General features: G+C 43.7%; 13 protein-coding genes and 2 pseudogenes. 2 read left to right on the top strand and 13 right to left on the bottom strand.

Features of this window, described 5'->3' with window-relative positions; genetic code table 11:
- Positions 1 to 17 precede the first annotated feature (17 nt).
- The 4 genes and pseudogenes from ASG85_RS14520 to ASG85_RS14505 all read right to left on the bottom strand — a co-directional run bounded on the left by ASG85_RS14520 (position 18) and on the right by ASG85_RS14505 (position 4,224).
- On the bottom strand, positions 18 to 902 hold the full coding sequence (locus ASG85_RS14520) for a carbohydrate ABC transporter permease (RefSeq protein WP_057306863.1): 885 nt from the start codon (positions 900 to 902) through the stop codon (positions 18 to 20).
- 5 nt (positions 903 to 907) lie between these two features.
- Complete coding sequence (locus ASG85_RS14515) at positions 908 to 1,813, bottom strand: carbohydrate ABC transporter permease (RefSeq protein ID WP_235549445.1); 906 nt, start codon at positions 1,811 to 1,813, stop codon at positions 908 to 910.
- A 19-nt stretch (positions 1,814 to 1,832) separates the two neighbouring features.
- A pseudogene (locus ASG85_RS14510) lies at positions 1,833 to 2,973 on the bottom strand (glycoside hydrolase family 125 protein).
- Positions 2,974 to 3,087: 114 nt separating this feature from the next.
- Positions 3,088 to 4,224: a GntR family transcriptional regulator gene (locus ASG85_RS14505; protein WP_057306865.1), complete on the bottom strand. Its 1,137-nt coding sequence runs from the start codon at positions 4,222 to 4,224 to the stop codon at positions 3,088 to 3,090.
- Between the two features lie 545 nt (positions 4,225 to 4,769).
- On the opposite strand from ASG85_RS14505, the gene ASG85_RS14500 reads away from it, so the two are divergent.
- Together ASG85_RS14500 and ASG85_RS14495 are read left to right on the top strand one after the other, a co-directional pair.
- Positions 4,770 to 5,384 (top strand): ABC transporter permease, encoded by a 615-nt coding sequence (locus ASG85_RS14500; RefSeq protein WP_321166587.1) that lies wholly within the window; start codon positions 4,770 to 4,772, stop codon positions 5,382 to 5,384.
- Positions 5,384 to 5,884 carry an ATP-binding cassette domain-containing protein gene (locus tag ASG85_RS14495; RefSeq protein ID WP_057306867.1) on the top strand — a complete coding sequence of 167 codons (501 nt, stop codon included), beginning with the start codon at positions 5,384 to 5,386 and terminating at the stop codon, positions 5,882 to 5,884. Before ASG85_RS14500 ends, ASG85_RS14495 begins: the two co-directional genes overlap by 1 nt.
- A 783-nt stretch (positions 5,885 to 6,667) precedes the next feature.
- On the opposite strand, the gene ASG85_RS14490 is transcribed toward ASG85_RS14495, so the two are convergent.
- From ASG85_RS14490 to ASG85_RS14450, 9 genes and pseudogenes are all read right to left on the bottom strand, one after another.
- Positions 6,668 to 6,943, bottom strand: a complete 276-nt coding sequence (locus ASG85_RS14490) for a hypothetical protein (RefSeq protein ID WP_060646620.1) — start codon at positions 6,941 to 6,943, stop codon at positions 6,668 to 6,670.
- Between the two features lie 78 nt (positions 6,944 to 7,021).
- Entirely contained in the window at positions 7,022 to 8,053 is a 1,032-nt protein-coding gene (locus ASG85_RS14485; RefSeq protein WP_060646619.1) for a TniQ family protein, read from the bottom strand.
- Between the two features lie 342 nt (positions 8,054 to 8,395).
- The gene (locus ASG85_RS14480) at positions 8,396 to 8,719 is read right to left on the bottom strand and encodes a hypothetical protein (RefSeq protein WP_060646618.1); all 324 of its coding nucleotides are present in this window, start codon (positions 8,717 to 8,719) and stop codon (positions 8,396 to 8,398) included.
- A 230-nt stretch (positions 8,720 to 8,949) separates the two neighbouring features.
- Complete coding sequence (locus ASG85_RS39865) at positions 8,950 to 9,219, bottom strand: hypothetical protein (RefSeq protein WP_082588084.1); 270 nt, start codon at positions 9,217 to 9,219, stop codon at positions 8,950 to 8,952.
- A 42-nt stretch (positions 9,220 to 9,261) separates the two neighbouring features.
- A complete protein-coding gene (locus ASG85_RS14475) occupies positions 9,262 to 9,816 on the bottom strand; it encodes a hypothetical protein (RefSeq protein ID WP_060646617.1) in 555 nt (184 codons plus the stop codon).
- A gap of 919 nt (positions 9,817 to 10,735) precedes the next feature.
- Entirely contained in the window at positions 10,736 to 10,882 is a 147-nt protein-coding gene (locus tag ASG85_RS39860; RefSeq protein ID WP_414858728.1) for a GH36 C-terminal domain-containing protein, read from the bottom strand.
- Between the two features lie 40 nt (positions 10,883 to 10,922).
- Positions 10,923 to 11,918, bottom strand: a pseudogene (locus ASG85_RS39855) (glycoside hydrolase family 36 N-terminal domain-containing protein); the annotation flags it as partial.
- An 80-nt stretch (positions 11,919 to 11,998) separates the two neighbouring features.
- Positions 11,999 to 12,889, bottom strand: coding sequence for a carbohydrate ABC transporter permease (locus ASG85_RS14455; RefSeq protein WP_060646613.1), 891 nt, complete (start codon positions 12,887 to 12,889; stop codon positions 11,999 to 12,001).
- An 11-nt stretch (positions 12,890 to 12,900) separates the two neighbouring features.
- Positions 12,901 to 13,791, bottom strand: a complete 891-nt coding sequence (locus ASG85_RS14450) for an ABC transporter permease (protein ID WP_060646612.1) — start codon at positions 13,789 to 13,791, stop codon at positions 12,901 to 12,903.
- Positions 13,792 to 13,815 lie beyond the last annotated feature (24 nt).

Below are 13,815 nucleotides of genomic sequence, written 5' to 3'. Positions count from 1 at the left end.
AGACCTCCTAAGATTGTTTATTTCAAGCCGGCGGAATTGACCGACCCGAGACCCTGCATAAAGTACTTTTGGCCGAGGAAAAAGATGATGATCATCGGAAGCATGTAGATTAAATCTGCAGCCATGAAATAGTTCCACTGCGTCGTCCAACTTGATGCAAAAGAGGCAAGAGCTACCGATAGCGTCCATTTGCTTTGATCCGCAATATAGATGAGTGGCTCCAGGTACTGGTTCCATGCTCCGTTAAAGGCGAAGATAATCATGGTGACGATGACCGGCAGCGACATGGGAACAAGCACATACCAAAGGATTTGGAAGTCTCCGGCCCCGTCGATCTTGGATGCCTCGTCGAACGATTTCGGAATCGTGCTCGTGAATTGGATGAACAAGAACGTAAAGGTGGCATTGCCGAGAAATGCCGGTACGATCAGCGGAAGATAAGTATTGTACCAGCCGAGCGAGATGAACAGATGAAAGATCGGAACGAGCCCTACGAAGCCCGGCAGCATGAGGCTGCCAACGAAGAACGAAAACCACATTTTACGTCCAGGAAAACGAAGCCTGCCGAGTCCGTATCCGACGAGGACCGAGCTGACGACTTGCCCAATCGTGCAGGCGACGGCGATGAACATCGAGTTGCCGAACGTCCTCCAGAAGTTGATAGTCTGCGTTCCCTTGACGAAGTTTTCAAGATGAAACTCCTTCGGGTACCAATCGGGCGGTATCTTGAATATTTCTTCATTCCCTTTCAGCGCTATCGTAATCATCCAGAGGAGCGGATACAGCATGGCGATGGAGCCGACGAGAAGAATCAAGAAACGAACCGTATCTTTCAAAGGATATTTGGATACACGGTCGGCTGTCCGGGAATTTTCTATTACCGCAGACTGGGACATAGCCATTCGTTTCACCCCCTATTGTCATTTTCGTAATACACGAATCGATTGGAATACCTGTAAGTAAGCAGAGTGAAGAACATGATGATGAGGAACAGAACCCAAACCTCAGCGATACCGTATCCGAACATTTTACCGTTAAACACATCTCCGTAAATCTTATAATTGAGCAGCATCGTCGAGAAGTTGGGACCGCCGTGAGTTAAGACAACAATTTGGGTGAAGGCCTGAAAGGAGCCGATAATACCCAAAATGAGCTGCAGAAAAAGAATCGGTGTGATCATCGGCAGCGTCACACGGGAGAACGTCGTCCATCCGCTGGCCCCGTCCACCTCCGCAGCTTCATACAAATCTTGCGGTACGGATTGCAGTCCGCTTAAGAAGATGATCATCCCTGAACCGACCTGCCACAAGCCGGACAGGATGATGGATAGAAGAGCCGTATTCTCGCTCGTGAGCCAAGGAGCGGCCGGCAGGCCGAACAATCTGAGCACCTGATTGGCCAATCCATACTGCGGATGATACATGAAAAGCCATAGGGTCAAGGTTGCCACCGCTGGGATAACCGTCGGCAAGTAAAAGGCAGTCCGGAAAAACTTGATGCCCGGCAGCTTGCGGTTGAGAAGCATGGCCAACACAAGGCCGAATATGAGTGATGAAGGCACATTGAGCAGAACGAAATAGAAGGTCACTCGGAGCGACTTCCAGAAAGCCGGATCGACTGTAAACATATAAGTGAAGTTATCGAATCCGACAAACTTAGGCTTGTTGATGCCATCCCAATCCGTAAGCGCATAATAAAGCGAAGAGATTAACGGATAGGCGACGAATACGCTGAAACCGATAATCGAGGGGAGGATGAACAAATAACCCTTGATCCATTGGCGGTAAACCCTCTTGCGGGATGCTGCAATCAAAAGTTCCGACCACCTTTCTTTATTCGGGTTTCTGTTCGAGCCATCGGCAAATAAACTCGCCGAACAAACTGTTCGCCCAAGCGAACCATTCTCTTGTGAACGTATCCGGTCTGTCGGGATGAAAGCTTTCGTGCATAAAGCCTGTGCCTGCGGTAGTGGAAACTAACATCCGTACCAGATCGTCCCGCTCAATCGGATCGATCGAGGTCAGCCCTTGGATGATGAGTCCGATCGCCCAAATGTGACCGGGCGGCGTATGCGGGAACGTTGGCGTCATCCATCAGATTGTAGTTGCCGAAGCCGTCGGTTTCGTAAGCGTACATCCATCCGTGCTCAGGATGCTTGACCTTGCCGTATGTCTCAATACCGAATTCGATTTCTACAGATAATTTGTAAGCGCTTTCAATTAAGCCGTGGTCACGATACATCTTCTTGGCCAACTGTCCAATATAACGAAGGATGATGACGGCGAACATTTTCGAAGGGATCAGGAATCCAAACTTGCAGGCATCGTCGCTCGGTCGGAAGCCCAACCAGATCATGCCAGTATAATTGGTTCGGGTGCCTCTTCCGCCGAAAGGCAGCGTGTCTGAAGGAGGGCAGCCCGTTCTTTCGAAAGCGTACTCGGAATCTCGGTCATGCCGCTGTTCTACGCTCATGATTTCAACAATCCGATGAAACATCGTATGTACCGTTTCACTGAATACCATTCTGTCTTGAGTAGCTTCCCAATAGTCCCAGCACAGTTGAACAGGATAACACAGTGAATCCAATTCGTACTTCCGTTCCCAAACCCAAGGTCCTTTGACCGTTAGGTCTCCCGAATGACCTTGCCCATTCGGCTCCTTATTGAATGCGTTTGCGTATGGATCGAGCATCAGGTATCGAGCCTGCCGTTCGATTACCCCGCGTATCATCCGCTGTACATCCGGATCGTCGGCTGCCAGCTAAATATAAGGCCGAACCTAGGCGGACGAATCTCTGAGCCACATCGCCGGGATATCTCCGGTAATGACGAAGGACGTCCCGTCGTCCATCAGTTCTACAGTCGTTTCCAACGTATTCGGGTAGCATTTCTGAAAGATTTCAGAAAGTCCCGGGTCGATCCGCTGAAGTCGATCCGCTGTTTCTTCAATTTTCCGATAAACCGAACTATACATAACCACACTCCTATTCAGATTGTAATCGCTTCCTTTCGTGATATCAATATAACATCTCAAATAACATAATGTCAATATACTATTTATATACCAAGTATAATTCAATTATATCAACTATTGATTTATAATCTCGATTTGCCGCCGAATCAACTTGTGCTCAACCAGGTGGTTTTCCGGGGTCACTTCACCTGCCCATTTGGTTGCTAGCAAGTCCAACGCACGTTGTCCGATACTCCATTCGTCCTGCCGAATATGCGTGAACTCCGGCGGGCTAAACGAATCTTCAGGGTAATCGAAACAGACTATTTCATAATTATCCGGAACCCGCTTGCCCATCTTGTTCAGCCACTCGGATATGCGCATAGCCATCAGATATTCGCAAGCCACGAAGGCCGTCGTGCCCGGATGCCTTTCGATAAAAGATTGCAGCGTTCCATAATCGTTCGAGATGTATTCTTTCGTCCCGCCGACCGGCAGCGTGCTGTAAAGGTTCGTCACGATCATGTCCGGATTTGCCGGAATCCCGCGCTGTGTAAATGCCGACAAGTACCCTTGAATGCGGTCCTCAATCGTCGAGGTGTTTTCGGACGGCGGCGATACGAAGGCGATTTCCCGATGACCTTGATCGAGAAGATACTCAGTCAGTTCCTGCGCGGCTTTGCGATTATCCGTATACACAGTCGTTGCGGCAATCCCGCGCAAATAGCGGTCCACCAGCACGACCGGAAACCCGTTAAGAACAAGACGCAACAGTTCGGCGTTATAGTGCTCTCCGTGTACCGGAAAAACAATCAAACCCGAAGCACCCTGCCGAATCGATGCACGGATCGCCTCCTCCTCCACGTTTTGTTTATCATAAGTCAGCTTCAGCATAAGCGGGATACCATAGCTCGAGCACCGCTCTTCAATTCCGCGTACCATCTTAAGTCCAAAGGAATGATCAAAGTCGGGTAAGATGAGGCTGACGATCCTCGGACCCGCAGCGTGATCGCGTTCCCCCCGGCCGGAAGGAACCGCTTCCTGCTGTTCGTGGTAATTGAGAATTTTCTGTGCGACGAACGATCCCTTTCCCTGCACCCTCTCGATCCATTCGTGCTGTGCAAGCATCTCCAACGCCTTTTTCGACGTAATGCGGCTAACGCTGAACTGAGTAGACAATTCGTTTTCCGAAGGAATACGATCGCCAGGTTTTAGCCTACCTGCCTTGATTTCATCCAGCAAATGACTATATATCTTCTCGTATAACGACATGACCTATCAATCCTTCACCTGTAATATTGTTGATATATCAAGTATAACATTATCAAATTCTTGATACAACAACATATTAATTGTTGACAGATTTGCAAGTACGGCTGAATATTGAGTGGTAAATATTAACAATCTCCTATAATCGGACGCGCGATAGCAAGCGAGGAATGTCATAAAATCTTACTATACTCTCACATGGATCAGCTTATAGAATGTTTTGTTCCGCGTCATCAGCTCAGTGTTACTAATCATCGTGTTACGCGAAATATGGACCGCTATTTACAGCAGCGGAGCTGCCAATTTAACCGTATCTCTGCAGGATTTGCTCACCTACTCCGTCGTTGCCAGCGTAATCTGGACGCTGATTCCATCTGATTTTCATTGGCATATTTCACAGCAGGTGCAGACCGGAGACATTGTGCTCGACTTGCAGAAGCCGTGGAATTTTCAAACGATGTATTTTTTTCGTTCGCTCGCCGGCTCATTTATATGCTTATCCCGATCGCGGTCGCGTCACTTTTGCAGTTCCCGATTCGTAACAGATCGTGTTCGTCATGTCATTATCGAGGTTCAGCCATGGTTTATTCGTTACGTTCTTCCAGCAAATCTGGAACTTGGAATATCTAATTCGCGAGGGTCTTATGGATCGAGTCCTCGTCCGCCCCCTCAACCCGCTATTTCAATTTTTCGCAATGCGCATCCAAATTTACGGCTTCGGCGATCTAATGGCCGGCATTGGCGGACTTGCATACGCCGCCCCGCACATTGGTCAATGGAGCATGCTAAAGCTATTTTTCTTGATTATCATTATACTCAGCGGAGCGGCCATCGAATGGGCGCTTATGACAATGCTAGGCGTTTCGGCATTCTGGACGTTGCAGTCGGGAGGTTTATTGGCGCTATTAGACACGCTATTAAACAAGCTCTCTCGCTTCCCGCTATCCTTGTACGGCAGACCGATCCAACTGGTGCTAACGTTTGTGCTGCCGGTCGCATTCATGTCGTTTTACCCGGCATATTTGTTCATGAACGAGGTAGGGCAGCAGCCGCCCTCTCCGTGGCTGGTGTACGCTTCTCCGGGAGTAGCGGTCGTACTGGTTGGGTTAGCTTATCAGGTATGGCGTAGGGGCATAGACGTTTATCAGGGGGCGGGATCGTAGTGGCGGTTATCGAAGTAAAACAAATCGCGCGCGAATTCAAAGTGAGAAGCGGGACTCGCTGCTCATTTCGGCTGTTCAAGACTCTGCTCGGTCGTAATTTCGGCGTGAAACGAGTCGTCGATAATATTAGCTTTACAATTGAGGAGGGCGACTTTGTCGGTTATATCGGTCCGAATGGAGCAGGCAAATCGACAACGATCAAAATGCTTTCCGGTGTGCTAACACCGACATCCGGCACTGTGCAAGTACTCGGTCTGGAGCCGTTCAAGAATCGGAAACAAAACGCCAAAGCGATCGGTGTCGTATTCGGTCAGCGGACACAGCTATGGTGGGACTTGCCGTTCCTCGACTCGTTCAGGCTGCTTGGTTCGGTATACAAAGTAGAGCCGGAACGGCTGCGGAATAATATTACCACTTTTACAGAGCTGCTCGATTGGGGGATTTTCTCGATACGCCCGTCCGCCAGCTCAGCCTTGGGCAACGCATGCGCGGAGATATAGCGGCTTCATTGCTACACGACCCGCAAATCCTATCGAGGATATTATTAAAGAGTTGTATGCACTGGGAGATGCGTTGAGGAAAATACAAGAATCGCACGCGAAGACGGAGTGATAGCGGAAACTGAAGTTCCGTTTATTACTCCATTTTTCGTTCTCTTCGGCGGGATCTACGTTGATTATATGTATTTTACTCATTTAATCGGTCTCTGAATATTTCGATTCAATAGAACCACCCTTCCGGGGGTAGGAGCCGTCTGTATTCGGCAGCTCCCTAAAAAACATTCAAAGAATGTATAATCATTCATTTTAATACATAAACATTTTCGTGAAACAAAAACCACAACAAATTTTGAAACATTTACAATTAATTATGAAAAAAAAAAAAAAAAAAAAAAAAACCTTCATATCAAATATAATGTCACCCATCTACAAAGCATTGCCCCGTGCAGCAGTTGACTCTCCGAGGTTTCTCAACCGCTGCACGGGGGTTGTATAAACATGCATAATTATACATTTATCATCAATTCTGAAAATCTTTTCTCATCAATTCTAATAATTTTCTCAAGAAATATGACACCACACACAAAAAATGTGAATTGTAACTTGTTTTGTCGTAATTAAGTACTCTTTATTATGCTTTTCGAATTTAATTTTTGGCGCTTCTTGTATTATAATTTGTCGTTTCTTATGGATATTGTAAGATGATATGTCGTAAAATGATCGATGTAATACAAAAAAACACGATACCCAAGTGGTTCGTGTTTTCCTTATTAGCATTGATCTTTAAATGCCTCGTTTATATTGAATATTTCCATCTGAACTACGAATTGGTATAACTCTGTCATTTGGACTCACTTTGTACTTATCTTGAAACCACTTGATAATTTCAGGATTATTTACTGCCATTTCAATGATTTCCGCAGACAATTGTGTCTTATGTATGGAACAGGCTAGGGCAAGCAATTGTAATTTTTTATGTTCATCTGGTCTAATAGCTGGCAATATTTTGTGCTTTGTATCAGATAGTCTTGTACTCTCTTGCTCACTTTTTATAGACATTTGACCTCTCTCCTGGTTGCATGAATATTTCTGACGAATCTTGCATCAAAAACCAGAGCTATCAATATTAGTTTGCTATTATCTCTGCGGTCTATTAAAATAATCTTGAATTATTTCTGTTCTTGCCATAATAAATATTTTCAACTTATCCAATGAAAATATGAACCCATCCTCACAAAATTCGTTGTAATCAAATGGAAAAAAGCAAATTGTAATTGCATTCTTCCTTTTTCTCAATAACATTGCATCCATCTTTTCAAGATTAAATTTTTGTAAAAAATCCAAGAAGTTGCTTGGCCAGTTTTTAAGTAAACTTAAAACTAACTTAATAAGCAAATGTAACTCTTGATTTCTCATTGATCTAAAAATACTTCCGCTCCATGACCGATTATCCGTTTCACTTTGACTTTGAGTAAAAATTTGACCAATTAAAAATATTATTACATTCAGAAAATCAAAGAAATGATTATGAAGGCTCGGTTCTTCTTCCTTCGAAATTAAATATTTATTACTGTACAGCTCAATATAATTAGAAAGTTGAATCTCGTTTTTGGCAACTATTAAAGGCTTAATTTGGGATAAATCATAACCGCAATTACAGTGTTTTTTTGAAATGTTGTCCCAGTGTAGTAAACCTGAACAATTTGGACATGCATCAACAAGTAGACATTTATGTCTCGTACAAATCGTAACAAGATTAATTTCCCACACTTTACGACCGTATACTTTAGGTTCATTTAAACATTCTGGGCAAATCTTTCTTTTTTTATTGTGAAGAGCGTATTCTGGAATTTCGCGTGTAAACGTATTAAAAGTTAATTTTAAGAGCTGTATTTCTGATACTTTTCCTATAATACTGAGTTTTTTTAAATTCCATTTGGTAGTATCAATCATATTTAATCTTATTATAACTGTACTTTTTGAAAATCCGGTTATTAATCCAGCTTCTTTGCATAGTAATTTCGATGAGGTGTATCCATTTGCGTCAGCTAATCTCACAATGTAGCTCCCTAGGCTTTCATCACTAAAGGGAAAAGGTCTTTTTGGTAAAAAATTTAAACTTTCTATTGATACATTTTTCTCGTTTATTTTTTGTGAATATTTAATCATAATTGAATAAGTTTCTGTAGTAGCAATATTCTCTCCATAACAAACAATACAAAACTAATCATGCCTCTCTCAAAACGATTAATTCCTCTCAACTTCCTACTTCATCATTCCATTTTAACGGACAATAATATTGATATTTATTAACTATGATTTCCAAAATAATCAAATAATAAACACTGCTCTTAACATATTTTATTCTGAGTAGGTTCAAGCTAGAGTTGGCAGCAAGAAGTTGGTAGTACGAATAACTGATACAATAACATTAATTTGCGATACAAAAAAACGCTAAGCCGCGGTATCTCCACCACTTAGCGCTATTTCTATGTACTCATTCTAAAACAATCAAATCAAGATATCCTCCTGATATACCAGTGCGAACAATCTTACCTTGACTCCACCCCATATAGCTTCGCGAGCGTAGAAGGATTCCTGTTTTGCTGTCGCTACTGTTTGTTTTACACGTTCCATAAATTCATCGCTCAAGTAGGGCGTCTCCAGACCTTCGCGAACATGCATCATGAACCCGCCCATCCCCTGTTCTTTGAATCCTTTTACCTGGTTATCAAGTTCATCCTGCTCGAGTGTATCATTCCATGACCAAAAAGGTACTCCTTTATATTCTACCGGAGGTTGTTCAAACAATTCCTTTAAATTACTAATTTTCAACTATATCAACTCCATCTAATTACTTGAATAAGTAATGGCTATATTTCATTCTACACAAATAATTACAAGCTGAAGATTGCACTATGTTAACATCTCTTTCAATTTTTTAGCCTTTTCTCTCTGAATAATAAAATAGGGTAGCCCTTCCTTCAATAGAAGGAAGGGCTACCCTATTTTGACTCTCAACTTTTATATCCGCTCACTTTATTGATTGATACAGCCTATCCCCATTACATTGGACCCCAGAACGGCTTGTACGGATAATGCTGGTAAAACATACAGTAACGTCCATCATGATAGATGATGCCGTTTGGGTCGTTTATCCAGCCGAATTCGCTCATCAGATGAAAGGCAAGCCGATATTCCTGCATCAGCAAATGCTTGTTCTCTGAGATGAGCCCACGAATGTGCTGTTGACCGAGATGCCGTCCCAATCGGTGAAGGTTAAATAAATGCCGTACAAGTAGAACGCTCTCACCCTCATGTCGAACGATTGACATGAAAATCGTTCAACATATTTTTCGTCTGTTTTTAATACTACTTCAATGCTTTTCCTTTAGCTGGACCATCCCTGCGTTGCTTTGTTTATTAAACCATCCCAACGAATACATATTTATAGCTAATGTAAATATATAAAATAAATAGCTGTAATAAATCGCCCATCCCTTATACTTATACATTGAAAAATAATGCTCTGATACCCATTCCATTAACGTAAGTGCCATAGATCCAAGTAAGATAAAATTCAATTTCCTTAGCTTAAACATAACAAAAATATGCAATAAAATGTATATTGTCGTTGGGTAAACAATAACTTGCAAGGGGATATCAAATAATTCCCCGCAATTTCGATCAATCGTATCATATAGATCTGTCGGTTTAACTGCTAAAACATATTCTCCTAATGAAGAAAAATACACATTGAACAATATAACAAAGATTATTTCGGATTTTTTCATGATTGGATGTTTCTTTAATAAATAAATAGCTGCACCAACACTGAGAAAAAAAATCGCTATTGTAAACCATTCATTTTTATCAAATGCGACTGGACTAATTGGACCATAGAACATTTCAAACCATCGCTGCATATTCATTTAAGTCTTCTCCTTTATTAGAATCCATTCAAATTTTCTTAAAAAATAAATTGCTAACAAAATTGTTACCGTATTATATAAAGTCGTAATACTTAATGGGACCCCGTATGATCCTTCAATTTTGAAAATGCCAAAATAAACGTCCCCAAAGAGTAACACTTCATACCCCGAGAGCCATAAAAAAGCCAATCCAAAACAAAAAATGAAATGCCTTTTCAGTTTAAAATATCTCAAAACCCATATAAGTGATAAGGGGTACATGATGACAAAGTGGATATTCGCGATTGCTTGGTTTATATAGGTTTCGATAAGTTCGAGCGAAGGGTAAGCAGCTGAATAAAAATTGAAACACCAGGAATTAAAACCCAAAGTGAATAGCATGACACTAATTAATTCGGACTTTTGGAATGGTGGCATGAAGGTTTGAAGCTTCAATATAATTATCGTTAGCATTAATATACTTAAAACTAAAATTGGTATTTGCAGCATATATACCACCTTTAGGTAATTCTTATTAAGTATTATCTTTCCCTCTTGAAGTATGACTATTCAAGCACTACATCGGAAGAATCCGTCGTTTTCGTGAGCGCAAATTGAAGAAGAATTCTTGATTTCTGTGGATTCAATGTTCTATAAATGAATCTTGCTCATAAAGGGTAAACGAGTTCACAAAAACTGCCCCTCTTATTGCCGCCATCTGTTTCAATTGAGCTTTGGCCCGTGAAGCTGGTGAGGCGCACCAAAAAACCTGCTGAAATAATATTCAGCAGGCTCTTTCTTATTTAGGACATGTTCTTAAATTATTTTCGATTATCAACCCAATTCAGATCCTAATTACTCCATTCAATAAAAGGAATATTATTTGTTAATTCCATATCCAAAAACCGGAAATTCAGCAAATGTTTTACCCTCCCGGAATCTAAGTTAATTCAACCTGTTGAAATCTGTAGAACACACTCGTAAAGTCGCCATGCATGACCGGAATGGTTAACGCTGCATGCATTAATTCGTCACCGCCGTAAATGCGGCCGGTCTCTGCATGTTTGTACTTCGCATCAGGATGCAAGCCGTTTAAACGCAGGAATCTTACCCGTTCTCCCGGTTGAGTGTTCCCTGTATAGATGGCTATCCTCCGAAATCATCTCAGGTTCGAACCATAATCCAAACTCCATCCCTCTGGCACGAAATCTTTCAGCAAAATCTGCAAGGCCGTCCGGCAGCTTACGCTTGTCCACCTGCCAATCTCCTAATGAGCTGGTATCATCGTCGCGGTGCCCAAACCATCCGTCATCTAACACAAACAGCTCGATTCCAAGACGCTGCGCTTCATCTGCCAGGCTCTCCAATTTATGCGCATCAAAATTGAAATAGGTTGCTTCCCAGTTGTTTATCAAGATCGGCCTGACTCGGGCTGCTGGCCCCCCGGGCACTGGTGATGGCTTGAACGCCGTGGGTAAGCGGACGCCTTTCTATATTCCGTTCATTCGTATGCGCTCCATAAAGGGTCAACCACTCAAGTTCATCATCCCGAAAGTCCACACATGCGCTTGAAACACGCAACAGTTTGATATTGCACTGCCCATGATTGGTGATGGCAACCGAGCGGCTGAAGGCATCATGGTCACGGAAGATGCAATAGGTTAACGCGACCGACAAGCCAAGATGCGCATCCTCCAATACAATCTCAAGGGAAATAGCCTCCTTATCGTTCTCTGCATAAGTCGCAGGAAGGCCTTTTAGTACTGATTTCCCATGATAAATCCTGTGAGAATGATATCGTAAGTCAGATATCGTAGATCCGTCTTCCAGTTGTAACTGGAATGCAGGCTGCCGGTAGTCCCCGTTTACATACACCGGATATTCATGAGGTATCGTATCCAAAGAAAAGCTGCGGTCCATAGGGTTAGGGTTAGGGTTAGGGTTAGGGTTAGGTGAGAAGCCTCTATCCAAAAATATCAGGGGTTGCTTCCGTTATAGAAGACAATACTCCTTCACCAGTACAAATGAACAAGATAACCTCCATCCAATACCTTCATCACATAACTGCTTCCTTTATTACTGAGGTGAAAAATCTTCCTCTTTTCATCGAAATGTATATTCATGTATCTTCCTCCCCAAATACAGAGAGCTACCCTGCGGTAATTCTCCTCTCACTGATCCATATCCGAGTTGTGAGCCCAAATCAACCTTTCACACTGCCGAGCACGAGACCGGTCGTGAAATATCTCTGCAGGAACGGATAGACCACCAGGATCGGGACCATTCCAAGGAACAACTGCGCAGCGCGGCCGGTTCGCACGTTCATTTTCGCGAGCACCTCCGTATAGTTGGTGCCGGCTCTCAATATAACTTGGTCGTAGTTGAGCAGCAGTGTCTGCAAATAGCTTTGCAGCGGATAATTATCGGGATTGTTCATGTAGATGATGCCATCAAACCATGAGTTCCAATGCCCAACTATGGTGAACAGTCCGACGGTCGCAAGCGCCGGCTTAAGAAGCGGCAGGAGAATACGGATTAAGATCTGCATCGGACTGGCTCCGTCGATCGTCGCCGATTCCTCGATCTCTTCCGGCAGGCTCCGAATGAAGTTCATGAGAATGATCATGCTGTAGACGGGCAACGCGCCCGGCAGAATGAGCGACCAGATGGAGTCGATGAGTCCGGCTTTGACGACGATGAGATAGCTCGGGATCAATCCCCCATTAAATAGCATCGTCAATACAAAAAAACCCATATAGATTCCGCGTCCCATCACTTTCTCCTTCGTCTTGGAAAGCGGATATGCGGTGAGGACCATCAAGATGAGGTTGATTATTGTCCCCAACACCACACGCTCGGTTGATACCCATAAAGATTGTAAAAATTGGCCTCCTCCAAACGCAAACTCATAAGCCTTCGTCGTAAAATCGACCGGCCACAATACGACATTTCCTGCCGCTACCGCTGCGCTACCACTAAAAGAAACAGCAAACAGATTAGCGAACGGCAGGACGCAAATTAGTGAAGCCAAGAACAGAATCGAATAATTGGCGAAAATAAATAGCCTGCGCCCTAGGCTTTTGTCTTGAACCATACTTTCCCTCCTTAATAAATCTTGTATCCTGCGGCCTTTTTCGCTAGCACGAGAGACAAGAGGACCAGGATACAAGTGATGACCGATTTGAACAGACCGATCGCCGCGCCTATCGAATATTGCGCTTGCACAATGCCGAGCCGATACACATAGGTATCGATGATGTCGCCAGATTCGTAAACAGCGGGGGAATAGAGGTTGTAGATTTGGTCGAAGCCCGCGTTTAAGACGTTACCGAGGGACAGAACCGTCATCAGGATGATCGTCGGCGCAAGCAGAGGCAGCGTAATATAGATCGTCTGCTTCCAACGTTTCGCCCCGTCGATCAGCGCCGACTCATACAGAGCCGGATCGATGCCGGCCAAAGCAGCCAGATAAACGACCGTGCCGAAGCCGAACCCTTTCCAGATATCGGAGACGATCATCGTCCACGGGAAGATCGAGGGGCTGCCTAGGAAAGAAACGGGCTTCACGCCGAAGAGACCGAGAAACGTGTTGACGATCCCATCCGAAGCTAGAATATCGATCATTATGCCGGCCATAATAACCCAGGATAGAAAGTTCGGGATATAGACAAGCGTTTGGAACGTCCGTTTGAAGGCCATCTGCTTTACTTCGTTCAGTAATAAGGCGAAGGTGACCGACACGACGATGCCGCCGATCAACTTGAAAATCGACATGTACAGCGTATTCCAGATCGTTTGCAAGAATTTCTCCTGCTTGAAAACGTGTTCGAAGTTTTCCATTCCGACCCATGGCGAATGGAAGCCGAGTCCCGGATTATAGTCTTGAAACGCGATGACCAATCCGTAGAAGGGGAGATAGCTGAAAATAAAAACGAGAATGATGCTCGGAACCAGCATGAGGTGGAAAGCTCTCTGTTGTCTTAACTTTCTTAACATGTCACGATCCTCCGTTCCTAGAAT

This window comes from Paenibacillus sp. Soil724D2 (assembly GCF_001427935.1).
In the GTDB taxonomy this organism is placed as follows: Bacteria; Bacillota; Bacilli; order Paenibacillales; family NBRC-103111; genus Paenibacillus_E.
The sequence above is the reverse complement of the archived record's forward strand: the minus strand, read 5'-3'. Positions and strand labels throughout refer to the sequence as shown.